Consider the following 25,206-nt stretch of genomic DNA (forward strand, 5'->3'; position numbering starts at 1 on the left):
CATGACATGGGTCGCCGCGGTCGCACGGTTGCGAACACGCAGGGAGCCCGGCGTGCTGGCGACCGTCGCGACCGTGCGCGGCCATGCGCCGCGCGACGCCGGTGCGAAACTCGTCGTGGGTCGGACCGAGGCGTGGGGCTCGATCGGTGGCGGCAACGTCGAGGCCGTCACCATCGACCGGGCCCGGGAAATGATCACCACGTCCAAGCCGGAGCCGGAGCTGATTGATTTCGCCCTGAACGACAAGGTGACCAACCGGCATGGCGTGCAGTGCTGCGGCGGCACGGTCTCGGTGCTGCTCGAACCGCTGCCGGTGGTACGGGCGGTGGCGGTCTTCGGGGTCGGGCACGTAGGGCTGGAACTGGTGCGCATCCTGGCGCGTCAGGATCTCGACCTCCATCTGATCGACACCCGTTCCGACATCCTCACCGAGCAGCGGCTCGGCGTGCTCGCGGACGCGGTGGCGGACGTGCACGTCCATCACACACCGCTGCTGCCCGAGGAGGTGCTGGAGACATTGCCACCCGGCACCCAGGTCCTGATCATGACCCATGACCACGCCGAGGACGCCGCGCTGTGCGACGCCGCCCTGCGCACGCCCCATCTCGGTTCCATCGGGTTGATCGGGTCGGCGGCCAAGTGGGCACGGTTCCGCAAACGCCTTGCCACCGAGGGCGGTCATGACGAGGCCGCCATCAACCGGATCAAGACCCCGATCGGGCTGGCCGACATCACCGGCAAGGAACCCGCGACCATTGCCGTGAGCATCGCGGCCGATGTGCTGCGCACCTTCGAAGCCCAGGAGGCCTCATCGCTCGTACGAGGGTGAGGCCGGCCGTTCGGGTCAGGCCGGCCCGGCCTGACCCGAACGAAAGGCCCTGTGCCGTGTCCCCACGGCCGCGCCTCAACCCAGATGCGTGGGCGCGAACATCTTCAGCACCGCCGGCAGCACGACCACCGAAGGGCCCGGCTCCGCGAACGCCTTGGCCAGATCCTCGGTCAGGGTCTCCGGAGTCGTACGCAGTGCCGGGACCCCGAAGGACTCCGCCAGGGCCACGAAGTCCGGGCGGGTGAGTTCCGTGGCGGTGGCCTCGCCGAAGGCGTCCTCCATGTACTCGCGCAGGATGCCGTAGCCGCCGTCGTCCACGATCAGCCAGGTGACCGGCAGACCGTACTGGCGGGCCGTGGCCAGCTCCGCGATCGAGTACATCGCGCCGCCGTCGCCCGACACCGCGAGGACCGGTGTGGTGGGGTCGGCGACCGCTGCCCCCAGCGCGGCCGGGAAGCCGTAGCCGAGGCCGCCCGCGCCCTGGGCGGAGTGCAGGGCGCCGGGCCAGGCGGACCAGGCCCAGTAGGCGAGGATCGTCATGTCCCAGAAGCTGGGCGACGTGGCGGGCAGCGCGGCCCTGACCGAGGCCAGGATCTGCTGTTCCCCGTCCAGGTCCTGGCCCGCGATCCGCTCCGCGACCTTGGCGAGGACGGTGCGTACGGCGTCGGCAGCGCCCGGGTCGGTGCGCTCCTCCACCGTATCGAGCAGGGCGGACAGCGCGATCCGGGCGTCCGCGTGGATGCCGAGCGCCGGGTGGTTGGACTCCAGCTTGCCGAGGTCGGCCTCGATCTGGACGACCCGGCCGCGTGGCTTGAACGTGTGGTAGTTCGAGGAGAGTTCGCCGAGCCCGGAGCCGACGACCAGCAGGACGTCCGCCGCCTCCAGGAAGTCCGTGGTGTGCCGGTCCTCCATCCAGGACTGGAGCGAGAGCGGGTGCTCCCACGGGAACGCGCCCTTGCCGCCGACCGTGCAGACGACCGGGGCGTCGAGGCGTTCGGCGAGCGCGAGCAGCTTTCCGGCCGCGTCGGACCGTACGACACCGCCGCCCGCGATGATCACCGGGCGCTCGGCGTGCGAGAGCAGGTGCGCTGCCACCGCGGTCAGTTCGGGGCGCGGCTCCAGCTCGCGCGGGGTCGCGTCCATCGCGGTGACGGGCGGGAGGGTCGTCTCCGCGAGCAGCACGTCCTGCGGGATCTCCACCCAGACGGGGCCGTGCGGGGCGGTCAGCGCGGACTCCCAGGCCGCCGCGATGGCGGAGGGGATCTGGGACGCGGTGCGCACGGTGTGCACGGACTTCACGATGTCGCGGAACGACGCCTTCTGGTCGCGGAGTTCATGCAGGTACCCATGGCGTCCGCCGCCGAGCCCGGCCGTCGGGACCTGGCTGGAGATCGCGAGCACGGGCGCGCTGGCCGCCGCCGCCTCCTGGAGCGCGGCGAGCGAGGTCAGTGCGCCGGGGCCGGTGGAGAGCAGCAGCGGGGCGACCTCGCCGGTGATCCGGCCGTACGCGTCGGCTGCGAAGCCCGCGTTGTTCTCGACGCGCAGCCCCACGTACGAGAGCGCCGAGCGGCGCAGCGCGTCGAACATGCCGAGCGCGTGCTGGCCGGGGAGGCCGAAGACCGTGGTGGCGCCCAGCCCTTGGAGGGTCTCGACGACCAGGTCGCCGCCGTTGCGCCCCGCCGGAGGGTTGAGCGCGGCGGCGGTCTGCTCCGCGGTGAGCCGTGGGGTCTCGTGGTGGTGGTCGTGCGTCACTTGGCTCGGGCCTCGGCAATCTGGCGCGACATGATCGTGGTGAGTTCGTACGCCGTGTGGGAGGCGGCGACGGAGGTGATCTCGGCGTGGTCGTACGCCGGGGCGACCTCGACCAGGTCGGCGGAGACCAGGTGGCAGGAGGAGAGCCCGCGGACGATCTCCAGGAGTTCGCGGGAGGTCAGCCCGCCGGCCTCGGGGGTGCCGGTGCCGGGCGCGTGTGCCGGGTCCAGTACGTCGATGTCGATGGAGATGTACAGCGGCCGGCTGCCGATGCGCTGGCGCAGCTGGTCGGTGATCTCGTCCACCCCGCGCCGCATGACATCGGCCGACGAGACGATGCCGAAGCCCATCTTCGCGTCGTCGTCCAGGTCCTTCTTGCCGTAGAGCGGGCCGCGCGTGCCGACGTGCGAGAGCGCGGAGGTGTCGAGGATGCCCTCCTCGACGGCCCGGCGGAACGGCGTGCCGTGGGTGTACTCGGCGCCGAAGTAGGTGTCCCAGGTGTCCAGGTGTGCGTCGAAGTGGAGCAGCGCGACCGGGCCGTGCTGCTTGGCGACCGAGCGCAGCAGCGGCAGCGCGATCGTGTGGTCGCCGCCGAGCGTCATCAGCCGGGCGCCGGTGGAGAGCAGGTCGTCGGCGGCGGCCTCGATGGTGTCGACGGCCTCGTTGATGTTGAACGGGTTGGCCGCGATGTCGCCCGCGTCGGCGACCTGCGCCAGCGCGAACGGCGACGCGTCCTGCGCCGGGTTGTACGGGCGCAGCAGCCGGGACGCCTCGCGGATGGCGTTGCCGCCGAAGCGGGCGCCGGGCCGGTAGGAGACGCCGGAGTCGAAGGGCACACCGACAACGGCCACATCGGCGGTGCCGACCTCGTCGAGCCGGGGCAGCCTGGCGAAGGTCGCGGGGCCGGCGTACCGGGGGACGCGGGACGAATCGACGGGGCCGCGCGGCTGTTCGGTGCTGCTCATGGGTGTGCCCTTCTTCTCTTTATTTCTGCGCTTTTGACGCGTGTTCGGTGCTTTTTGGGCCCGTGGGAACTTTAGCTGTGGGCCGGTACGGAATCGGAGGCGGAGCCGGGCCCGTTGGCTTCTTCAGCGCCGGACGCGCCGGATCCGTCCCGCCCGGCCAGCCGCTCCCGCCAGGCCGCGAGTACCGCCGCGTCCGTCGGCCTGGTGGCCAGTGAGACGACGACGTACACGACCAGGGAGCTGAGCAGCCCGTAGTAGATCGGCTCGTTGGCGAGGGCTCCGTACTTCACCATCAGGCCGAGGACGACGAGCCCGCCCACCGTGACGGACGCCAGCGCTCCCTGCACGGTGCCGCGCTTCCACAGCAGACCGCCGAGAATCGGCACCAGCAACCCGCCGACCAGCAGGTTGTACGCGACGGTGAGCGCCTCGACGACGTTGTTCAGCGCGATGGCGATACAGATGACCAGGACACCCATGGCGAGGATGAAGGCCCTGTTGCCGCGTACCTCGTCGTGGTCCTCGCCCTTCTTGCCCCCGCCGCCCCGTATCCCGCGCAGCCGCGACCAGATGTCGTTGTTGGCGACGGTGGCGCAGGCGATCAGGGCACCGGACGAGGTGGACATCACCGCGGCCAGCGCGGCGGCGAGCACCAGTCCCCTTACGCCGATGGGCAGTTCGTCCTTCACGATGGTCGCGAAGGCCGCGTCGGAGCTCGGCAGCTTCGGGTACATGACCTTGGCGGCCGTCCCGATGACGGCGCCGGCGACCGCGTACACCAGGCAGTACGTACCGGCGACCGTGCCGCCGAGCCGGGCGACCTTGTCGCTGCGCGCGGTGAAGACCCGCTGCCAGATGTCCTGCCCGATCAGCATGCCGAAGGTGTAGATCAGGACATACGTGAAGATCGTCTCGGCGCCGATGCCCAGCGGGTCGAAGTACGAGGTGGGCAGCTTGGCCTTCATCTCCGAGAAGCCGCCGGCCTTGACGATCGCGATCGGCAGCAGCAGGAGGAGCACGCCGATCGTCTTGACGACGAACTGCACCATGTCGGTGAGGGTGATCGACCACATGCCGCCGAGCGTCGAGTACGCGACAACGATCGCACCGCCGAGGATGATCGCCACGGTCCGGTTCATGTCGAAGAGGACGTCGAAGATCGTGGCGTAGGCGATGGTCGAGGTGACCGCGAGCATCAGCGTGTACGCCCACATGACGACGCCGGAGATGATCCCGGCCCGGCCGCCGTAGCGCAGGTCGAGCATCTCGGAGACGGTGTAGACCTTCAGCCGGGCGATGCGCCCGGAGAAGAAGATGCTGAGCGCGAGGAGCCCCAGGCCGATGGTGAAGACCATCCAGGCGCCGGAGAGGCCGTACTGGTACCCGAGGCCCACACCGCCGATGGTGGAGGCGCCACCGAGCACGATCGCGGCCATGGTGCCGGAGTACATGGCGGGTCCGAGCCTGCGGCCCGCCACCAGGAACTCGGACTTGGACTTGGCGCGGCGCATGCCCCACCAGCCCATGGCGAGCATTCCGGCCAGGTAGGCCACGATCACCGCGTAGTCGACTGCCATGCGCGCTCCCTCTCATCGCGGGGGGCCGTAACACCTCTGCCACCTGCGCCGGACTGCTTTCGAACGTTGACCCTAGGTGGCCTGAAAGCGACGTTGAAGTGTACGTTCCATCCACTGAACCTCTCCACCGATGGATGGAACGTCCATGCCGGACCTCGCCGCTCCCCCCACCGCCCCCGTCCAGCTGTCGGCCCTGCTCGCCCGGCGGGACCTCGGACTGCGCCAGGTCGCGGGCCCTCCGGCCGGGGAAGGCGGCGGTGCTGCGGTGCACTGGGTGCACACCAGTGAGATGGCCGACCCGTATCCGTATCTGCTCGGCGGTGAGCTGCTGCTGACCGCCGGGGTGCAGCTCGCCGACGACCCGGACCGGTACGCGGCCCGCATCGTCGCGGCGGGCGGAGCGGCGCTCGGCTTCGGGCTCGCGCCGGTGTACGACACGGTGCCGGATGCGCTGGGCGCCGCGTGCGACCGCCATGGCCTGCCACTGGTGGAGGTGCCGACCAGGACCCCCTTCACGGCGGTGGCCCGCGCGGTGTGGGGCCTGATGGCGGAGGCCCGCCACCACGAGCTGCGCCGGGTGTCCCAGGCCCAGCAGGGCCTGGCAGCGGCGGCGGCCCGCCCGGACCCGGTACCGGCGGTACTGCGCCAGCTGGCCACCCGGCTCGGCGGCCGGGCGGTACTGCTCGCCCCGGACGGTACGGCGCTCCAGGCGGCGGGACGCGAGCCGGAGCCCGGGGCGCGCGAGGCACTGGCGGCACTCGCCCGGGTCGTACGGCCGGGGGCAGGTGCGCCAGGGGCGGGCACGCCGGGGGCGCAGCCGCCCCCTTCCCCGGCGCCCGGGGCCGGTCCGGCCGGCCCGCGCCCCGCCCCCACGTCCGCCACCGACACGGCGGGCTCCGCGCACCTCGCGGCGTACGCGGTGGCGGGCGGTGAGGGACTGGTGCTCGGCGTGGCCACCACCTCACGCGAACCGGGCGACCACACCATCGCCGGGGTCGCAGTCGTCCTGCTCTCGCTGCTCACCGCCCCCCGGCAGGGCGCCGATGAGGCGGCGCGCTCGTCCGCGCTGGTCCGGCTGCTGCTCGGCGCCGCACCCGCCGACGTGTCGCCACTGCTGGGCGAGGGCCCCTGGACGGTGGTGCACGCCCATGGCACGGGGGCCCCGCCCGCACTCGGCAGCCCGCTGGTGGACACGTCGGCCGACACCGTGCGCATCCTGCTGCCCGCCGACCGCGAGGTCGCCCGCCACCCCGGCTGGACGCTCGGGCTGAGCGCCCCGGCCGCGCTACGGGACCTCCCGGCGGCCGACGCCCAGGCCGGCCGGGCCCTGCGCCACGCGAAGGCGACCCGCACCCCGCTGTCCCGGCACGGCACGACGGGCCTCGCCGCCCTCCTCGACCCGACGGAGGCAGCGGCCCACGCTCGCACTCTCCTCGCCCCGCTCGGCGACCCGCCACCGCCCGCACTGCTGGAGACGCTGCGCACCTGGCTCGCACTGCACGGCAGTTGGGACCGTACGGCGGTGGCCCTGGCCATCCACCGCAACACGGTCCGCCAGCGCATCGGCCGCTGCGCGACACTGCTCGGCTCCGACCTGGACGACATGGACGTACGGACGGAGCTGTGGTTCGCGCTGCGGCAGGGGTGAACCGAACCGCAGGCGATTCCCGCCGCGTCCCTGTGCCGCTGGGACAGCATGACCGACCAGGCTATTCCGGACTCCGCCTCGGTGAACGGCCGGCGCAGGTCGTCGTACGGCAACGTCGAAGGTGGCGGCCGCATCGAGCAACCAGCGGTGCGGGATCAGCTGTCACCCTGGCGCCGGGGGGAAGGCGGCGGTTCGGGCCGGTCCGCGCGCAGTCGTAGGGCCGCGAGCGGACCGGCCGGGGTGTGACGGGCTCTACCAGTCGTCACTGTCCCGGCGCCGGTACCGCGGTCGGCGGGCCGGACTCAGGGAAGGGCTGCGCGAACTGCGCGAACTCGCCCGCCTCAAACGATCCTGCTCCCAGTCGTCGTACTCCGGAACCACACCGGCGTCCAGCCCCGACACCACCTGACGCGCCGCGGCGTACTGCGCCTGCCTGCGGATTTCGTTGGTGTGCGGGAGATCTCCCCGCCGTTCGCGCTCTGCGGCCGTTCGGGTGTCGAAGGGATCGAGCCTGGTTGAGAACGGTTCGCTGCCCAGGGGCTCATGGGGCGACCTCATGGAATATTCCAGGTCGCGGTAGATGCTGCTTCGGCCGACCCGTCGGCTCATACCGGCCTGCGTGATCGGAATTCCGTGCATATCGACCGGGGAGGCATACTGCGGGACCCGCGAACTCTGGTATCGCGGGACGCTTCCACGGACATCCACCATGGGCATCTGGTGCCCCGAGTTGGCGTACTCGTAGCGGCGATGCGAGAGGTTCGTGCCATCGGTGCCGGGGGCCAGGTTCGATGACCGCTGAGGTGTGCCGTACACCGGGTCACCGTGGCTGTAGGCGGCCGCGAGGTGCAGGTGGGACACCGGGCCGCCGGGGTGTACGCCGGCGTCCCGCATGTGACGGGCCGCCGAGCGATTGTTCATCACACTGTTCTGGGAGGGGTGCCTCCGGGTGGGCTGGCGCCCCAGGTAATCACGGTCGATGTAGCTCGATTCCGTGCGGTCGTACAAGGGTGACTCACCGTAGTACTCATCGTACTCATCGGAGTAGCGACTGCTCCTCCGGCTGCTACCGGCCCGCTGCACCGTCGGGGCGTTGCCACCCGTCGTGCCGGTGGTGCCGCCTCGCCCCCTGCTCAGAGCAGCGGTGAGACCGGCGTTGCCGACACTGCGCTGGAGGACGCCCATCGACGCGGCGGTGGGGTGCGCCAGGCTCGCGGCGGCCTGTGCCGCGTCATTGGCATGGGTGGGGGGAGAGAACGCCTGCGAGGGACGCCGTACTGGCCCTTTGGCCTTGGTCCAGTCGGCATCCCCTGCCGGGCCTACATGAGAGTGCATGGAGTGGCCTCTGCGATGGGGGATTTCGAACGATCAGTCCTGGCAGCGTACTTCGCTCACTTGAGAGCCGTACAGCGGCGTCAGGATTCCTTTCCAGGGCTCGCTGGTTACGCCCCGGCGCACCGGGATCGGCGGGCCTACGGGCTTACGGTGAAGCGAAGTTGACCGACGAGCCGGCCGATACCGGCCGGCTGCACAAGCGGCCCGACGGGCCCGTCCGCTCACCAGCCGGTGTCGCCCACGACCAGGCGTCCGGCCTTGCGGTATTCCCTCTGCGCACCGGCCAGCAGGTCGTCCGAGGTGACAGAACCGCCGCGGGTGGCCGCGGCGTAGGCGGCGGTCACCACGGCGCTGCGGATCGAGCCACCGGCCAACTCGAAGTCCCGGGCGCACAGTGCCGGGTCGATGTCGTCCGCGCACGGAACGTGGGCCAGGCTGTGCCGCCACAGGGCCAGCCGCTGGTCCTCATCGGGGAAGGGGAAGTCGACCACCAGATCCAGCCTGCGGGTGAAGGCGTCGTCGATGTTGGCGCGCAGGTTGGTGGTGAGCACGGCGATGCCGCTGAACGACTCCAGGCGTTGCAGCAGGTAGGCGCTTTCGAGGTTGGCGTACCGGTCGTGGGCGTCCTTCACGTCGGAGCGCTTCCCGAACACGGCGTCGGCCTCGTCGAAGAGGAGCACGGCGTCGGTGCGGTCGGCCTCGCTGAAGATCCGCTCCAGGTTCTTCTCCGTTTCACCGACGTATTTGTCCACCACGGACGACAGCTGCACGACGTAGAGGTCCAGGCCGAGGTCGGCGGCGATCACTTCCGCGGAGAGCGTCTTCCCGGTACCGGACTCCCCGGCGAACATCGCGAGGACGCCCCGGCCCCGGCCTCCCCCGGCGCTCAGCTGCCAGTCCCCGAGCACCCGTTCGCGGTGCCGGGCGCGCTGGGCCAACTCGTGCAGATGTTCCAGCGGAGCCTTCGGCAGGACCAGGTCATGCCAGCCGACGGCCGGCATGATCCGGCGGGCGTGCCGTTCCAGCCCCGACGCGGACTGCTGTCGGGCGGCCAGTCGCAGGTGCTCGGCCGTCACATCGGTGTCGTCCAGAGCGGCGAGATCCAGCGCCGAGTGGGCGGCCCGGCGAATCCGGTCGCCGTCCAGTCGGTAGGTGGCGACCGTCCCGGCCAGATCGAAGCCCAGGTCCTGCGCCGACTCCACTCCGAGGGCGGCGGCCCAGAGCCCCACCCTGTCCGACGTCGAACCGGGTGCGTCCAGGACGAGCGGGTCGGGATCGCACCACTGAGGGTCGTACGGCGCCGCTCCGATGAGGATCATCGGCACGTCGCCTGTGTCGAGCGAGCGGATCAGGTCGGCCGGCTGCTCCGGCAGCGGGTACACCACGATCGCGCAGCCGCGCAGCCGGGCCTCAAGCAGCAGTTGCGGCAGCGGACTGTGGGCGTGCGTACCGCCGGACCGTTCGTCGCCGCTGTCGCGTTGCTCGCCGGTCTCCCGTGAGCGTGTCTCCGCCGCGGTGGTGAGGTGCAGCGCGGGTCGGCCCGCGGCGGTGAGGGCCGCGGCCGCGCAGGCCAGACCGTCGCCTTCCCGACGCTCGCGCAGGTAGATCACAGGAGGGTCGGGTTGGGCGAGGGGCTTGGCCAACTTGTCCGTCAGCGGATCGCCCGCTCCGGCGGGAGAGGCCCGCAAGGCGCGGACATGCCCCTCCAGCGCGGCGTCGGGGGTGTCGTTGCCGATCAGGTGGGCGGCCAGCCGGTCGGGTACGCGCAGCGTGCGGCCGAGGAAGGGAGCGTCCGGTTCCTCGACCCGCAACAGACCGAACCAGGAGAGCGGCGCGGTCGGATGGAAGAGGTCGCGGGCTGTGGCGTCCAGGGCGGGCAGGCCGCACACGTCGAGCACCAGCCCGACGGTCGCCCGCCGACGGCTGACGTCGTTGTTGAGGTAGCCGTACAGCTGCTCGAAATCGCGGTCGAGATCCGGGGCGAGGGCAAGGAGCAGGGTCGTGGTTTCCAGATCGGTCAGCCCCATCCGCGCGGCCAGGCCGGCGAGCCGGTCGGCGGGACCGAGCGGCGCGCGCCCGGCGACGACGACGCGCTGCGCGGGATCCTCCCGTTCGGGGCCGGACTTCTCCAGAAGGTGCTGTACGGCGTCCTTTGACAGATACAGCCCGCGCAGCGGGTCGTCGGCCGTGGGGTCATCGGCGGACCGCTCCCGGACCAGGGCGGCGACCCGCTCACGCTGGGCGGCGAGCCGGTCGCGCAGAGGACGGGCGGGATTGTGGTCGGAAGCGCCGTGCACGGCGGCGCCGTCCTCGGCATCGGACGCGGTGCCGGTGTCGGCCGACTCGCCGCCTTGCGGGGCTGTCATCGCGCGTCCGGACGCCGGGCTGCCCGGCCCGGAGCGGGAGCGCAGACGGGCGGCACCCGGAGGCCGGATGTCGCCGGCGAGTCGCCGTCGAGTGCGATTCTGAGGCTCTCGTCCACTTCGCGGATCATTACTACGCTGCGCTCTTTCCGGCTGGTTCTGTAGCAGCGAGTGCTGGTGCTGCGTGAGCCGCATCCTTTCGCGGGGGTCGACCGCGCCGCAAGGGCTTCGGGGACGATACCCGGGCACCCGACTCTGCCCGGTCGATCCCTTGATCTGCCTGTTCGGACAGGCAACCGCGGCAGCCGGCGCTCCGGGAGGGCTCCGTCGGACAGGCCGTGGCGAGGTGTCGGCCCGCACACGAGGGCAAAGGCCCGTGCCCCTCACCGTGGCCGGGTTCTGGGCGCAAGCCCCGTCGGACCGTCCCTCACCACCGGCACGGAACCGGCCCCGGGTGGATCTGCTCACCGCTGCCCTCCCCGGCCCGCACCGTCACGTGCTCAAGCGTGCGCAGGCTCACCCTGGACAGTCGCGGTGACCTCCCGGTAACTTCGACTGAGCAAGCGCTTAGCAGGAGTGGCCGGCCGGGCCGATCGGACCCCGGGGGCACGCCAGAACCGCAGAGGAGCCTTCCGTGCGCCGTACCGTTTACAACGAGGACCACGAGGCGTTCCGGGACACCATCCGGGCCTTCATCGAGGCCGAGGTCGTGCCCGTGTACGACGAGTGGCTGGCGGCGGGCCAGGTGCCGCGCGAGTTCTACCACAAGCTCGGTGAGCTGGGGATCTTCGGCATCGAGGTGCCCGAGGAGTTCGGCGGCGCCGGCGAGGAGTCCTTCAAGTTCCAGGCCATCATCTCGGAGGAGTGCGCCCGCGCCGGTGTCTCCTTCGGCGGTTCCTCGGTGCATGTAGCGCTCTGCCTGCCGTACCTGAAGGCGTACGCCACCGATGAGCAGAAGAAGCGCTGGCTCCCCGACTTCGTCAGCGGCGCCTCGATGTTCGCCATCGCCATGACCGAGCCGGGCACCGGTTCCGACCTGGCCGGCATGAAGACCACCGCCAAGCTGTCGGACGACGGCACGCACTACGTGCTCAACGGCGCCAAGACCTTCATCACCGGCGGTGTGCACGCCGACCGCGTGATCGTCTGCGCGCGCACCGCCGCTCCGACCCCCGAGGACCGCCGGCACGGCATATCGCTGCTCGTCGTCGACACGAAGTCCGAGGGGTACGCGGTCGGCCGCAAGCTCGACAAGCTCGGGCTGAAGACCTCCGACACCGCCGAGCTCTCCTTCACCGACGTGAAGGTGCCGGCCGGCGACCTGCTCGGCGAGGAGCACAAGGGCTTCTCCTACCTCGGGCAGAACCTCCCGCAGGAGCGCCTCGGCATCGCGGTGGGCGCGTACGCGCAGGCTGCCGCCGCCGTCCGGTTCGCGCAGGCATACGTCCAGGACCGCACGGTCTTCGGCAAGACCGTCGCGTCCTTCCAGAACACCAAGTTCGAGCTGGCCGCCTGCAAGGCCGAGGTGGACGCGTCCGAGGCGGTCTGCGACCGCGCGCTGGAGGCCCACGACCTGGGCGAGCTGACGGCGGCCGAGTCCGCGTCCGCGAAGCTCTTCACCACCGAGGTCGCGCACCGCGTGATCGACAAGTGCCTCCAGCTGCACGGCGGTTACGGCTACATGAACGAGTACCCGATCGCCCGCCTGTACGCGGACAACCGGGTCAACCGGATCTACGGCGGCACCAGCGAGGTCATGAAGATGATCATCGCCAAGAGCATGGGTCTGTAGGCAGAGATACACCGCAGAAACATCTTGTAGAAATGGCCTCATGAACCAGGCACTTGAGTCCCTGCTCGATCTGCTCGACCTGGAGCGGATCGAGCAGGACATCTTCCGCGGTCTGAGCCGCTCCGCCGTCGTGCCGCGCGTCTTCGGCGGCCAGGTCGCCGCACAGGCCCTGGTCGCCGCCGGGCGCACCGTGCCCGCCGACCGGACGGCCCACTCGCTGCACGCGTACTTCCTGCGCCCCGGCGACCCGGGCGCGCCGATCGTGTACACGGTCGACCGCATCCGCGACGGCCGCTCCTTCACCACGCGCCGGGTCGTCGCGGTCCAGCACGGGCAGCCGATCTTCCATCTCTCGGCGTCGTTCCAGACGTACGAGGAAGGGCTCGACCACCAGACCGCCATGCCGCCGGCCCCGGACCCGGAGACGCTGCCGACGGCGGCCGAGATGTTGCCCCGGTACGCGGACCACTTCCTGGAGCCGGGGGTCGTGGACCGGCTGATCGAGGCGCGTGCGGCGGTCGATCTGCGGTACGTGGACGCCCCGCCGTTCGGCAGCGTCGGCACCCCGCGCGAGCCGCGCTCGCAGGTCTGGTTCCGTACGAACGGCAAGCTGGCGGACGACCCGCTGCTGCACGTCTGCCTCGCGACGTACGTCTCCGACATGACACTGCTCGACTCGGTGCTGCTCGCACACGGGCGCGGCGGCTGGGCGGTCGGCGACGTGGTCGGCGCCAGCCTGGACCACGCGATGTGGTTCCACCGCCCCTTCCGGGCCGACGAGTGGCTGCTGTACGACCAGGAGTCCCCGTCCTCGTCCGGCGGACGCGGCCTCGGCCAGGCCCGGATCTACACACAGGACGGGCAGTTGGCGGTCACGGTGATCCAGGAGGGCGTGATCCGGGTTCCCCGGTGACGGGGGGGCGGGCAGCCACGGTGAGCAGCACCCCGCAGATCATGGCGTCCATTTTTCAGCGTTGCCTCTCCAGGGTGGAACGGCCTCGCATTCAACGTGCAACCTGTCGATCAGGGCTTGGGCGGCGCTGAGCCACCGGACGTCGTGACGGTGAACTCGTCCCCGTCGATGACCCGCTCAGTGCCGTAGAAGGACCCGAGCAGACTGCCGCTGTGGGAGTTCTGTTTCGCGTCGATCATGCAGACGCTGTACCCGTTCGGTCCCGTAGCGGGTGTCAGGTCCGGGACATGGCAGTTCTCGTTGATGGTGCGGCCGTTCTTCGTCGAGGCCGCGCCCTCCTTGGTCGAGGCGAATGGATACTCGTCGCACGACCTGCCTGCCAGCGTCCGGCCATCACGTACCTTGCCGGCCTTGGGGCACGAGGTCTGTCGGTTGATGTCCCGCATCTTCTTGTCGGCCAGCCTGTGCAGCGGGCTCCCCGCCGCACCCGGAAGACCTGACTTGATGGCTTCCTCGACGTGCCAGGTCTGTTCGGGATCGACGGAGGTCAACTCGAACTCCGGGGGCCTGCCGGCATCTACACAGCCCTGCCGGTACTTGCCGCTGGAGGTTTTCATGGTCGAGTCGCACCGGAACATGTTGTTGCGGATCACGCCGTCGTTGCTGGGAGTCACGTCTCCGAGGTTGCCGAAGCTGTACGTGAAATTCAGGCCCGGAAATGCGATGGCGTTGTCCGCCATGGCCTGTTCTTTCCACTTGATGACGATCGACTTGGTGGAGTTGGGTTTGATCACGGACCCGCTCTTGGGCCCCTCCACGCTGTAGGCATCGCTGTCGTGGCCGTTGTAGTCCGGCTCGTAGCGCCAGGTCGGCGTACCCACATCGCCGACCAAGGGGCCGAACGTGATGCGGACCTCTTGCTGGATCTCACCGGATTTGTGGGAGCTCAAGATGCCTGTTTTCACGAGGAAGGGCATGCTGCCGATCTCGGCGCCCTTGGAGTTGTGGACCTTCAGGGCAAGGTTGTCCCAGATGGCGCAGGCGTTCTTGCGGCTCGCCCGCCACCGTCCGTCCCACGCCTCTGTGGTGCACCAGCCCGGAATGAACGACCCCTGGGTATCGGGACCGTCGATGACAGGGTCCTCCGGGTCCGTGCCCGGCGGGCCCGGCTCCCCGCCCTCGATGCAGGAAACGCCCTCCTGGCACGGCTGCAGGTCGCCGATGGGGCCCTGTTTGACCGGGGTCTGGTTGCCCGTGCGGGCGTCGGCCGCGAAGTCGAACCAGGTCACCGGCCGCGCTTCGCCCACAGTTGGTTCAGCGTCCCCGTCATCGGGATCGGCCGCCGACACAGGGTCGGTGGGGAACCCCATGGTGCCGAACTGGAACTCCTGGTCGAAGGATGACCCTCGCGGCTGTTGGTCAGCGGTCGGATAGCCGTACGGTCCGGCCTCGAACCCGGACATCTCCCACTTGGTCAGCAGACCGCCGCTGACCGGGTGCGCACCATAGGCTTCGGTCCAGTAGATCATTCCGTGTTCGAAGCGGCTGGCCCGCCCGATGCCGTCGGGTGTGGTGAACTCGTCTCCGATCGGGTAGCCGAGGTAGCCACCGTCCCGGCCGGCCTCATTCCACTTGTCCAGGATCGCGCCGTGCACGGCGTAGGCCTCGTTGAGCTTCCAGTAGATGTCACCGTGCTCGAACTGCTGGCGCCGCCCGACGTTGTCGGCATTCACCAGCTCGTCGCTGGTGGGGTAGCCCAGAGCACCTGCCTCGTAGCCGTTGCGGGCCCACGCGGCGAAGAAATGGTTGACCACCGGATGCGCCCCGCCCTGCGGCGACCAGTAGATCGGACCGTTGACGAATTCGGTGCGTTTGCCGTACCCGTCAGGGTTGGTCAGCTCGTTGGACTTGGGCAGCAGCAGGAAGCTGTTCGGGCCACCGAGCTCGTTGTACTTGTCCTTGATGGCCCCGCAGACCTCGTAGGGCGCAGGCCAGTACACCTGGCAGTCGGCGGTGACGCCCTCTCCCGCCTCCATGGTCTCGGCCTTGTCGGCATCAGCCTTGCTGTATCCGCCGGGTACGGATTCCTTGTCCGAGCGCATCTCGCCGGCCACAACATGGCTTTTCGGCGTTGCCGTCGGGCGCCAATGCCAGGAGCCGGGCGCCGCATGAGCGGCGGTGGCGCCGCCTGTCAACGCGACCATCATGGCCATGACCATGAAGAGACGTCTCGCCAACACGCTGCCCCCCGCCGCCGTCGGCGCGCGTATCGCCCGCCGTGCCAGCCAGTACAGCGCAACCACCGAGAAACGACGCTACGGAAATAGGCCGATCCTTCCGGGATGGACTTCGGCCACGACAGAGATTCGCTGAATGCAGGGAACGGGGCATGGCGCTGCTGAAGTCCTGGCGAATCTTCCGGCGGCCGTCAGCCCAGCCCCGCCGCGTCCAGCAGGTACGCCGTCATCGGGTCGTAGAAGCGCGGGTCCGTGACGTGGTCGTCCAGTGGGACCGTGACCTGGAGCGTGCCCTCGGCCTCGCCCAGGAAGAGTGCGGGGTCGTTGCAGTCCGCGTATCCGATCGAGTCGAGGCCCCGCTGGCCCGCGCAGCCCGCCCAGCCGTGGTCGGCGACGACCAGGTCGGGCAGGGGCCTGCCCGCGCGCTCCAGGCCGTCGAGGACGGCCCGCATCGGCTCGGGCGAGTGGGTGTGCCAGAGGGTCGCCCCGCGCTCCAGCACGGCGACGTCGGCGAACTGGAAGACCATGCCCTCGTCGGCGGTGAGCCCTCCCGGAATCCGTACGATCTCGCAGCCCGCCGTACGCAGCGCGTCCGCGGTGGCCCGGTGCACGTCCAGCAGGCCGCCGGGGTGGCCGGTGGCGAAGAGCACGCTCTCCCTGCCTTCGGCGGCCTTCCGCAGCCGGGCGGCCATCCGGTCCAGGGCGTCGACCGTCAGCTCCGGGTCGATGGTGTCCTGGCCGTGCCGGTGCCCGGGGTCGTCGTTGACGCCGCAGCGCTCCGCCATCACGGCGAGTACGTCCTGCTCGTCCGCCCAGCGGTCACCGAGTTCGAGCCCCAGCCAGAAGTGCCGGTCGCCGTTGGAGAGCTTGCGGTAGTGGGAGAGGTTGTTGTCGCGGGGCGTGGCGACGTTCCCGGCGATCCGGGTGCGGACGAGGTGGTCGACGAGTTCGGCACGGCTGGGTATCGGCATGAGCCCATTGTGGACGCCAGGCCCTGTCCCCGTCAGTCCGGTATCGGCGGAGACGGGGCTCAGCCCGCCGCCGGCGCCCCGCCCGGCATCCGCTCCGGCACTGATGCCGGTGCCGGTGCCGGTGCCCCGTCCAGTGCCTCGAAGGCGCCGTGCGCGAGGCGGCGCAGCAGCGCGCCGGTGGCGGCCCGGCCGGGCAGGCCGCCGGTGCCCAGGTGCGGGGTGGAGTTCAGCAGGCCGAAGACGGCGTGCACGGCCGCGCGGGCCTCCTGCTCCGGGGTGTGCGGGTACAGCTCGCGTACGACGGTGACCCACAGCTCGACGTACTGCCGCTGGAGCCTGCGGACCGCCTTGCGGTCGCTGTCGCGCAGCCGGTCCAGCTCCCGGTCGTGGACGGTGATCAGCGGGCGGTCGTCGAGCGCGAAGTCGATGTGCCCGTCGATCAGTGAGGCGAGTACCGCCGCCGGGCCGCCCACGGCCCGCTCCGCCCGCGTCCGGCCGCCGTCGAGCAGCCGCTCACTGATCCCGACGAGCAGTTCCGCGAGCATCGCGTCCTTGCCCGCGAAGTGGCGGTAGAGGCCGGGACCGCTGATGCCCACCGCTGCGCCTATCTCGTCGACGCCGACGCCGTGGAAGCCACGCTCGGCGAAGAGGCGTGCCGCCTCCTTGAGGATCTGCTCGCGCCGCGTCGGGGCGTCCGTCCTGGTGCTCATGGCTCCATTCTAGACAGCGGGGTTAGCGAGCGTTAACCTGGCCGCAGGTGTTAACGATCACTAACCGCCCCGACCGGGTAGGGATGGTGATCGGAAGCAATCGGCGCAGACCAGAAGCCATCAGCGCAGAGCAGAAAAGCACACAGAGCAGAGGGGGCCCGACCGATGCAGCAGGCACCAGTTCTGACGAGCGCGGCCGATCCCGCTTCGGAGGCCTGGCGGGCCAACGAGGCGGCGCACGGAGCGCTCGTCACCGAGCTGCGGACCCGGCTGGCAGCCGCGCGTCTCGGCGGCGGCGAGAAGTCGCGGGCCCGCCATGTGGCGCGCGGGAAGCTGCTGCCGCGCGACCGCGTCGACACCCTCCTGGACCCGGGCTCGCCGTTCCTGGAGCTGGCGCCGCTGGCCGCCGACGGCATGTACGGCGGGTCGGCGCCCGCCGCCGGGGTCATCGCCGGGATCGGCCGGGTCAGCGGGCGCGAGGTGGTCGTGGTCGCCAATGACGCCACGGTCAAGGGCGGCACGTACTACCCGATGACCGTGAAGAAGCATCTGCGCGCCCAGGAGGTGGCCCTGGAGAACCGGCTGCCCTGCGTGTACCTGGTCGACTCGGGCGGTGCCTTCCTGCCGATGCAGGACGAGGTCTTCCCGGACCGCGAGCACTTCGGCCGGATCTTCTACAACCAGGCCCGGATGTCGGGCCTGGGCATCCCGCAGATCGCCGCCGTGCTCGGCTCCTGCACGGCGGGCGGTGCGTACGTCCCGGCGATGAGCGACGAAGCGGTGATCGTCCGCAACCAGGGCACGATCTTCCTGGGCGGCCCGCCGCTGGTGAAGGCCGCGACCGGCGAGGTCGTCACGGCCGAGGAGCTGGGCGGCGGCGAGGTGCACGCGCGGACCTCCGGGGTCACCGACCATCTCGCGGAGGACGACGCACACGCCCTGCGTATCGTCCGGACCATCGTCTCCACGCTGCCGGAGCGCACCCCGCTCCCCTGGTCCGTGGAGCCCGTGGCGGAGCCGAAGGTGGACCCGGCCGGGCTGTACGGCGCGGTGCCGGTCGACTCCCGTACGCCCTATGACGTACGGGAGGTGATCGCGCGCATCACGGACGGCTCGCGGTTCGCCGAGTTCAAGGCGGAGTTCGGGACGACGCTGATCACCGGCTTCGCCCGGATCCACGGCCATCCGGTCGGCATCGTCGCCAACAACGGCATTCTCTTCTCCGAATCCGCCCAGAAGGGCGCGCACTTCATCGAACTGTGCGACCAGCGCGGCATTCCGCTGCTCTTCCTCCAGAACATCTCCGGCTTCATGGTCGGCCGGGACTACGAGGCGGGAGGGATCGCCAAGCACGGCGCCAAGATGGTGACGGCGGTGGCCTGCACCCGGGTGCCGAAGCTGACCGTGGTCGTCGGCGGCTCGTACGGCGCGGGGAACTACTCGATGTGCGGCCGGGCCTACTCGCCGCGCTTCCTGTGGATGTGGCCGAACGCCAAGATCTCCGTGATGGGCGGCGAGCAGGCCGCCTCCGTGCTGGCCACGGTCAAGCGCGACCAGCTGGGCGACGACTGGAGCGCCGAGGACGAAGAGGCGTTCAAGGCCCCGGTCCGCGCGCAGTACGAGGAGCAGGGCAACGCCTACTACGCGACGGCCAGGCTCTGGGACGACGGCGTGATCGACCCGCTGGAGACCCGCCAGGTCGTCGGCCTCGCGCTGACCGCCTGCGCCAATGCCCCGCTGGCCCAGAAGGACCGGGCAACGCCCGGCTACGGCGTCTTCCGGATGTGATGAGGGTGGAAATGTTCGACAGCGTTCTGATCGCCAACCGGGGCGAGATCGCCGTGCGCGTCATCCGTACGCTGCGGGAGCTGGGCATCCGCTCGGTCGCCGTCTACAGCGACGCGGACGCGGACGCCCGGCACGTACGGGAGGCCGACACCGCGGTCCGGCTCGGTCCCGCGCCCGCCGCCGAGAGCTATCTGTCGGTGGAACGGCTGCTGGACGCGGCGGCGCGCTCCGGCGCGCAGGCGGTCCATCCCGGGTACGGGTTCCTCGCCGAGAACGCGGAGTTCGCGCAGGCGTGCGCCGACGCGGGCCTGGTCTTCATCGGGCCGCCCGCATCGGCGATCGCCCTGATGGGCGACAAGATCCGCGCCAAGGCGACGGTGCGGGCCGCGGGCGTCCCGGTGGTGCCCGGATCGTCGGGCAGCGGGCTCACCGACGCCGAACTGGCCGCGTCCGCACGGGAGATCGGGATGCCCGTCCTGCTGAAGCCGTCGGCGGGCGGCGGCGGCAAGGGGATGCACCTGGTCCGCGACGAAGCGCTGCTGGCCGACGAGATCGCATCGGCCCGGCGCGAGGCGCGGTCCTCGTTCGGCGACGACACCCTGCTGGTGGAGCGGTGGATCGACCGCCCGCGCCACATCGAGATCCAGGTCCTCGCGGACGCCCACGGGAACGTGGTGCACCTGGGTGAACGCGAGTGCTCCCTCCAGCGCCGCCACCAGAAGATCATCGAGGAGGCGCCGTCGGTCCTGCTGGACGAGGCGACGCGGGCCGCGATGGGTGAGGCCGCGGTCCAGGCCGCGCGCAGCTGCGGATACACGGGCGCGGGCACGGTGGAGTTCATCGTCCCGGGCGGCGACCCGTCCTCGTACTACTTCATGGAGATGAACACCCGCCTCCAGGTGGAGCACCCGGTGACCGAGCTGATCACCGGCCTCGACCTGGTGGAGTGGCAGCTGCGGGTCGCCGCGGGAGAGCGACTGCCGTACGAGCAGAAGGACATCGTGCTCACCGGGCACGCCATCGAGGCGCGGGTCTGCGCGGAGGACCCGTCGCGCGGCTTCCTGCCGTCGGGCGGCACGGTGCTGGCGCTGCGCGAACCGCAGGGGCACGGCGTACGGACCGACTCGGGCCTCAGCGAGGGCGTGGAGGTCGGCAGTCGCTACGACCCGATGCTGTCGAAGGTCATCGCGTACGGCCCGGACCGCGCGACGGCGCTGCGCAAGCTGCGGGCGGCGCTGGCCGGCACGGTCACCCTGGGCGTCCCGACCAACGCGGGCTTCCTGCGGCGACTGCTGGCCCATCCGGCGGTGGTCGCGGGCGAGCTGGACACCGGTCTGGTGGAGCGGGAGGCGGACGGCCTGGTGCCGGACACGGTGCCGCCCGAGGTGTACACGGCGGCGGCCGCGGTACGGGCGGCCGGGGCGGCTCCGGAACCGGACGCCGGCGGCTGGACCGACCCGTTCTCGGCGCCGAGCGGCTGGCGGCTGGGCGGCCCCGCCCTGCCGGTGACCCGGTGGCTTCAGATCACCGGGCACGAGGCAGTACTGACCGGGGGCGCGGGCCGGGTCACACCGGACACGGTGACGGTCACGGTCGACGGGACCGTGCACACCTTCCACCACGCCGGGGACTGGCTCGGCCGGGACGGCGACGCCTGGCACGTCCAGGACCACGACCCCGTACAGACCACGCTGGACGCGGCGGCGGGCCGCGGCGGCGCCGGTTCGCTCACCGCGCCGATGCCGGGCACGGTCACCGTGGTCAAGGTCGCCACCGGGGACCAAGTGGTCGCCGGTCAGGGCCTGTTGGTGGTCGAGGCGATGAAGATGGAGCACGTGATCACCGCCCCGCACGCGGGCACCGTCACCGAACTGGACGTCGCCCCCGGCACGACGGTCGCGATGGACCAGGTGCTGGCGGTCGTCACCCCGGCCGACGCCCTGGATGTCCCGGCCGGCACCCCGGCAGACGTCCCGAACGGGACCCCCGCCGACGTCCCGGACGACATCCCGGCCGGAATCCCGGCCGACGTCCTCCCGGGCAGCATCCCGATCGGCGACCCGGCCGGAATCCCGCAGGAGGAGTCATGACCAACGGCCTGCCCATGTCCGTACCGGCGGAGGGGCTTCCGGCCCGGGTCCGTATCCACGAGGTCGGCGCCCGCGACGGGCTGCAGAACGAGAAGACGGTCGTACCGACCGAGGTGAAGGCGGAGTTCATCCACCGCCTGGCCGACGCGGGGCTGACGACCATCGAGGCGACCAGCTTCGTGCGCCCCGAGTGGGTGCCCCAACTGGCCGACGCCGAGCAGCTGTTCCCGCAGCTCGCGGATCTACGGGGCGTGGACCTGCCGGTCCTGGTGCCGAACAGCCGCGGCCTCGACCGCGCACTGGAGCTCGGGGCCCGCCGGATCGCGGTCTTCGGCAGCGTGACGGAGTCGTTCGCCAAGGCCAATCTGAACCGCACCGTGGACGAGTCGCTCGCCATGTTCACGCCGGTCGTCGCGAAGGCCCGCGCGGCGGGACTGCACGTGCGCGGCTATCTCTCGATGTGCTTCGGCGACCCGTGGGAGGGGCCGGTCCCGGTCGACCGGGTGGTCGGGGTCGCCCGGCGCCTGCTGGACCTCGGCTGCGACGAGCTGAGCCTCGGCGACACCATCGGGACGGCGACGCCCGGCCACGTACAGGCCCTGCTCACCGGCCTCAACGAAGCCGGCGTCGGCACCGATTCGCTCGGCGTCCACTTCCACGACACGTACGGCCAGGCGCTCTCCAACACCCTGGCCGCACTCCAGCACGGCGTGACCACGGTGGACGCGTCGGCGGGCGGGCTCGGCGGCTGCCCGTACGCGAAGTCCGCCACCGGCAATCTCGCCACCGAAGACCTCGTCTGGATGCTCGAAGGACTCGGCATCGAGACCGGCGTCGACCTCGGCCGCCTCACCGACACCAGTGTGTGGATGGCCGGACAACTGGGCCGACCCAGCCCGTCCCGCACCGTACGCGCCCTCTCCCACCAGGAGCAGTAACGATGGACCACCGTCTGAGCACCGAACTCGAAGAACTCCGCCGCACGGTCGAGGCGTTCGCACACGATGTGGTCGCCCCGAAGATCGGCGACTTCTACGAGCGCCATGAGTTCCCGTACGAGATCATCCGCGAGATGGGCCGGATGGGCCTGTTCGGGCTGCCGTTCCCGGAGGAGTACGGCGGGATGGGCGGCGACTACTTCGCCCTGGGCATCGCCCTGGAGGAGCTGGCCCGCGTCGACTCGTCGGTGGCGATCACCCTGGAGGCGGGCGTCTCGCTGGGCGCGATGCCGGTCTTCCGCTTCGGCACGGAGGAGCAGAAGCGTGAGTGGCTGCCCCGGATGTGCTCGGGCGAGATCCTGGGCGCGTTCGGCCTGACAGAGCCGGAGTGCGGCTCGGACGCGGGCGGCACCCGCACCACTGCGGTGCGCGACGGTGACGACTGGGTGATCAACGGCTCCAAGTGCTTCATCACCAACTCCGGTACGGACATCACGGGCCTGGTCACGGTCACCGCGGTCACCGGCCGCAAGCCGGACGGCCGCCCGCACATCTCCGCGATCATCGTCCCCTCGGGTACCCCCGGCTTCACGGTGGCGGCGCCGTACTCGAAGGTCGGCTGGAACGCGTCGGACACCCGCGAGCTGTCGTTCTCGGACGTCCGGGTCCCCGCGGCGAACCTGCTCGGCGAAGAGGGCCGCGGTTACGCCCAGTTCCTGCGCATCCTCGACGAGGGCCGGGTGGCGATCTCCGCCCTGGCGACGGGCCTGGCGCAGGGCTGTGTGGACGAGTCCCTGGCGTACGCGAAGCAGCGCCACGCGTTCGGCCGCCCGATCGGCGACAACCAGGCCATCCAGTTCAAGATCGCGGACATGGAGATGAAGGCCCACACGGCGCGTGTCTCGTGGCGGGACGCGGCGTCACGGCTGGTGAGCGGCGACCCGTTCAAGAAGGAGGCGGCGCTGGCGAAGCTGTACTCCTCGACGGTGGCGGTGGACAACGCCCGCGAGGCGACACAGATCCACGGCGGGTACGGCTTCATGAACGAGTACCCGGTGGCCAGGATGTGGCGCGACTCCAAGATCCTGGAGATCGGCGAGGGCACGAGCGAGGTCCAGCGGATGCTGATCGCACGGGAGTTGGGGCTGCCTACGGGGTGAGGTCCGCCCTGGGGTCTTGTGTGTGCCGGGGGGCCGTACGGTGCTGAAGAGTCCGTACGGCCCGCCCGGCCGACCGTGGTGACGCAGCCGTCCTCATGGGGCGAGGCCGGTGGAGGAGAGGCCGGTGAAGGAAGGCGCGCGCTTCTCAAGGAACGCGCGGATTCCCTCCTGTCCGTCGGCGGAGTCGAAGAGCCGTCCCAGAGCGGACTGTTCGGCCGAGAGGGCCGCGCTCAGCTCCTGCGCCACCCCGCCGTCGATGATCCGCTTGGCTTCGCGGACCGCGAGAGGGGCCCTGACCGCGAGGGAAGCGGCGAACTCGACGGCGCGTGACTGCAAGGCTCCCGGCTCGGTGATCCCGGTCAGCAGGCCGTGCCGGAAGGCCTCGTCCGGGCGCATACGGCGACCGGTCATCACGAGTTCCTTGGTGAGACGTGTCCCGGCCGCTCGCGCCAGCCGCTGGGTGCCGCCGCCTCCCGGTATCAGGCCCAGCGTGACCTCCGGCAGGGCGAATCGGGCCCGCTCCGATGCCATGATGAAGTCGCAGCAGAGCGCCACCTCGAACCCACCGCCGAAGGCGTAACCGTTCACGGCGGCGACGGTCGGCTGCGGCAGTCCTTCGAGGGCGTCGAACACCTCGCGCGATGTCCGCTGGTACGCCATGAAGGCTTCGGTGCTCACCTCGAAGTACTCGCCCACGTCAGCGCCCGCGATGAACCCGCGGCCGGTGCCGGTGAGGACAACGGAACGGATCCCCGGGTCCTGCCGGATCCGGGCGACCTGCTCGCCGAGCGCCACGACGAGCCCACCCGACAGCGCACCCAGCTTGTCCTCCCGGTCGATCCGCAGCACGCGCACGGCGCCCGCGCCGGCGACTGTGTGGTCCTGGACTGCGTGATCCTGGACTGCGAGATTCGGGTGGGGATACCCAACCGGCCCTGCCGTCACCGTGGGTGGCTCCTGCTGAGCACTCATCGGGCGTCACCGACCAGGTTCGCCAGGCTCACGTCGTCGAGCACCTCACCGAAGACAGCGGCGGTGTGCTCACCGATCCGTGGCGGCGCGAGGCGCTGCCGCCACGGCGTACCACTGAGCGAGACCGGGCAGCCGACGAGCTCGATCGGGGTGCCGGCCGGACCGTCGACGGTCACCAGCAGATCCGACCCCTGTTCCCGCAGTTCGTCCACGGCTTCCTTGGTACTGCGCACCCTTGCCGCCCAGACCCCGGCCGGGAGCAGCACGTCGAGCCAGTGCTGAGCGGTGTTCGTCCGGATGATCGCCTCAAGTGCGTTCTTGGCCCCGTCGCGCTCGGTCCAGGCGTCGAAGTCGGCGATGCCGGCGACCCCGACGGCCGAGGCGACCGTCTCCAGGGGTGCCATCGCGATCGCCATCCAGCCGTCGCTGGTCTCGTAGATTCCGAACGGGGCGGACAACCACGACTGTCCGATGCCGGAGCCCGACCGCCGGTACTCGGCGCCCTGGTTCACGAATGCCGAGATCTCCTGGCACTGCATCGCGATGGCCGTCGAGTACAGATCCACTTCCACCCGCTGGCCGATGCCGTGGGTGCTGCGGGCGATGATGGCGGCCATGATGCCGTTGGCGAGGGTGAGCGCGGTGGCGTGATCGACGATGGCCGTACCGGCCGGGGTCGGCGGATCGATGTCGCGTCCCGTCGATGCGGCAAGGCCCGACATCGACTGGATGAGCAGGTCCTGGCCGGGCCTGCCCTCCCTGGCGAAGCTGGTGTCCTGGCCCCAGCCGGAGCCCGAGCAGTAGATGATGTCGTCCCTGACTGCCTTGAAGTCCGCGTAACCGAGGCCGAGCCGGTCCATCACACCGGGGCGGAAGTTCTCGACGACCACGTCGCAGGTCGCGGCGAGCTTCAGCAACGCGTCCTTGGCCCGGGGATCCTTGAGGTCGAGGGCCACGGAACGCTTGTTGCGGTTCATCGCGAGGAACGCCGCCGACTCCCCGTCGACGTACTCGCCCATCATGGCGAGGTCCCGCTCCCATTCCCCTTCCGGCCGCTCGACCTTGATGACGTCGGCGCCGAGGTCGGCCAGGAGCTGGGTGGCGAAGGGGCCGAGCATCATCTGTGTGAAATCGAGAACGCGGATGGCGTCAAGCGCTTGCATGTC

The 25,206-nt window shown here is 70.8% G+C and carries 18 protein-coding genes; 8 read left to right on the forward strand and 10 right to left on the reverse strand.

Going from position 1 to position 25,206, the window contains the following annotated elements; all coding sequences use genetic code 11:
* Position 1 precedes the first annotated feature (1 nt).
* Positions 2-829 carry a xanthine dehydrogenase accessory protein XdhC gene (gene xdhC, locus OHB13_RS12175; protein ID WP_328380278.1) on the forward strand — a complete coding sequence of 276 codons (828 nt, stop codon included), beginning with the start codon at positions 2-4 and terminating at the stop codon, positions 827-829.
* 75 nt (positions 830-904) lie between these two features.
* Here the strand turns inward: xdhC and OHB13_RS12180 are convergent, their stop codons facing one another.
* The 3 genes from OHB13_RS12180 to OHB13_RS12190 all read right to left on the reverse strand — a co-directional run bounded on the left by OHB13_RS12180 (position 905) and on the right by OHB13_RS12190 (position 5,123).
* Complete coding sequence (locus OHB13_RS12180) at positions 905-2,581, reverse strand: thiamine pyrophosphate-binding protein (protein WP_328377096.1); 1,677 nt, start codon at positions 2,579-2,581, stop codon at positions 905-907.
* A complete protein-coding gene (gene speB / locus OHB13_RS12185; protein WP_328377097.1) occupies positions 2,578-3,546 on the reverse strand; it encodes an agmatinase in 969 nt (322 codons plus the stop codon). Before speB ends, OHB13_RS12180 begins: the two co-directional genes overlap by 4 nt.
* Before the next feature lie 71 nt (positions 3,547-3,617).
* The gene (locus OHB13_RS12190) at positions 3,618-5,123 is read right to left on the reverse strand and encodes a sodium:solute symporter (protein WP_328377098.1); all 1,506 of its coding nucleotides are present in this window, start codon (positions 5,121-5,123) and stop codon (positions 3,618-3,620) included.
* Positions 5,124-5,268: 145 nt separating this feature from the next.
* Between OHB13_RS12190 and OHB13_RS12195 the strand changes: the two genes are divergently transcribed.
* Positions 5,269-6,771, forward strand: coding sequence for a PucR family transcriptional regulator (locus OHB13_RS12195; RefSeq protein WP_328377099.1), 1,503 nt, complete (start codon positions 5,269-5,271; stop codon positions 6,769-6,771).
* Between the two features lie 252 nt (positions 6,772-7,023).
* Here OHB13_RS12195 and OHB13_RS12200 read toward each other — a convergent pair whose 3' ends face one another.
* Together OHB13_RS12200 and OHB13_RS12205 are read right to left on the reverse strand one after the other, a co-directional pair.
* On the reverse strand, positions 7,024-8,106 hold the full coding sequence (locus OHB13_RS12200) for a hypothetical protein (protein ID WP_328377100.1): 1,083 nt from the start codon (positions 8,104-8,106) through the stop codon (positions 7,024-7,026).
* Between the two features lie 221 nt (positions 8,107-8,327).
* Positions 8,328-10,472 (reverse strand): ATP-binding protein, encoded by a 2,145-nt coding sequence (locus OHB13_RS12205; RefSeq protein WP_328377101.1) that lies wholly within the window; start codon positions 10,470-10,472, stop codon positions 8,328-8,330.
* 631 nt (positions 10,473-11,103) lie between these two features.
* On the opposite strand from OHB13_RS12205, the gene OHB13_RS12210 reads away from it, so the two are divergent.
* Together OHB13_RS12210 and OHB13_RS12215 are read left to right on the forward strand one after the other, a co-directional pair.
* The gene (locus tag OHB13_RS12210) at positions 11,104-12,261 is read left to right on the forward strand and encodes an acyl-CoA dehydrogenase family protein (protein WP_328377102.1); all 1,158 of its coding nucleotides are present in this window, start codon (positions 11,104-11,106) and stop codon (positions 12,259-12,261) included.
* A gap of 40 nt (positions 12,262-12,301) precedes the next feature.
* Positions 12,302-13,174: an acyl-CoA thioesterase gene (locus OHB13_RS12215; RefSeq protein WP_266856850.1), complete on the forward strand. Its 873-nt coding sequence runs from the start codon at positions 12,302-12,304 to the stop codon at positions 13,172-13,174.
* Positions 13,175-13,284: 110 nt separating this feature from the next.
* On the opposite strand, the gene OHB13_RS12220 is transcribed toward OHB13_RS12215, so the two are convergent.
* The 3 genes from OHB13_RS12220 to OHB13_RS12230 form a co-directional block, all read right to left on the reverse strand.
* On the reverse strand, positions 13,285-15,288 hold the full coding sequence (locus tag OHB13_RS12220; protein ID WP_328377103.1) for a NucA/NucB deoxyribonuclease domain-containing protein: 2,004 nt from the start codon (positions 15,286-15,288) through the stop codon (positions 13,285-13,287).
* A 314-nt stretch (positions 15,289-15,602) separates the two neighbouring features.
* A complete protein-coding gene (locus OHB13_RS12225; RefSeq protein ID WP_328377104.1) occupies positions 15,603-16,382 on the reverse strand; it encodes a phosphatase in 780 nt (259 codons plus the stop codon).
* Between the two features lie 59 nt (positions 16,383-16,441).
* Positions 16,442-17,092: an SACE_7040 family transcriptional regulator gene (locus OHB13_RS12230; protein ID WP_328377105.1), complete on the reverse strand. Its 651-nt coding sequence runs from the start codon at positions 17,090-17,092 to the stop codon at positions 16,442-16,444.
* Between the two features lie 165 nt (positions 17,093-17,257).
* Here OHB13_RS12230 and OHB13_RS12235 point away from each other — a divergent pair, with 165 nt between their 5' ends.
* The 4 genes from OHB13_RS12235 to OHB13_RS12250 are packed head-to-tail and all read left to right on the forward strand — an operon-like array spanning position 17,258 to position 23,068.
* Positions 17,258-18,880: a carboxyl transferase domain-containing protein gene (locus OHB13_RS12235; RefSeq protein ID WP_266856842.1), complete on the forward strand. Its 1,623-nt coding sequence runs from the start codon at positions 17,258-17,260 to the stop codon at positions 18,878-18,880.
* A gap of 11 nt (positions 18,881-18,891) precedes the next feature.
* Positions 18,892-20,970: an acetyl/propionyl/methylcrotonyl-CoA carboxylase subunit alpha gene (locus tag OHB13_RS12240; protein ID WP_328377106.1), complete on the forward strand. Its 2,079-nt coding sequence runs from the start codon at positions 18,892-18,894 to the stop codon at positions 20,968-20,970.
* Positions 20,967-21,908: a hydroxymethylglutaryl-CoA lyase gene (locus OHB13_RS12245; RefSeq protein WP_266856839.1), complete on the forward strand. Its 942-nt coding sequence runs from the start codon at positions 20,967-20,969 to the stop codon at positions 21,906-21,908. The genes OHB13_RS12240 and OHB13_RS12245 overlap by 4 nt, the downstream gene beginning before the upstream one ends.
* 2 nt (positions 21,909-21,910) lie before the next feature.
* Complete coding sequence (locus OHB13_RS12250; protein WP_266856837.1) at positions 21,911-23,068, forward strand: acyl-CoA dehydrogenase family protein; 1,158 nt, start codon at positions 21,911-21,913, stop codon at positions 23,066-23,068.
* Positions 23,069-23,161: 93 nt separating this feature from the next.
* Here the strand turns inward: OHB13_RS12250 and OHB13_RS12255 are convergent, their stop codons facing one another.
* Both OHB13_RS12255 and OHB13_RS12260 read right to left on the reverse strand, forming a co-directional pair.
* Positions 23,162-24,040 carry an enoyl-CoA hydratase/isomerase family protein gene (locus OHB13_RS12255; RefSeq protein ID WP_328377107.1) on the reverse strand — a complete coding sequence of 293 codons (879 nt, stop codon included), beginning with the start codon at positions 24,038-24,040 and terminating at the stop codon, positions 23,162-23,164.
* The gene (locus OHB13_RS12260; RefSeq protein WP_328377108.1) at positions 24,037-25,203 is read right to left on the reverse strand and encodes a CaiB/BaiF CoA transferase family protein; all 1,167 of its coding nucleotides are present in this window, start codon (positions 25,201-25,203) and stop codon (positions 24,037-24,039) included. Before OHB13_RS12260 ends, OHB13_RS12255 begins: the two co-directional genes overlap by 4 nt.
* Positions 25,204-25,206: the final 3 nt, after the last annotated feature.

Origin of the sequence: Streptomyces sp. NBC_00440, from assembly GCF_036014215.1 — a bacterium.
In the GTDB taxonomy this organism is placed as follows: Bacteria; Actinomycetota; Actinomycetes; order Streptomycetales; family Streptomycetaceae; genus Streptomyces.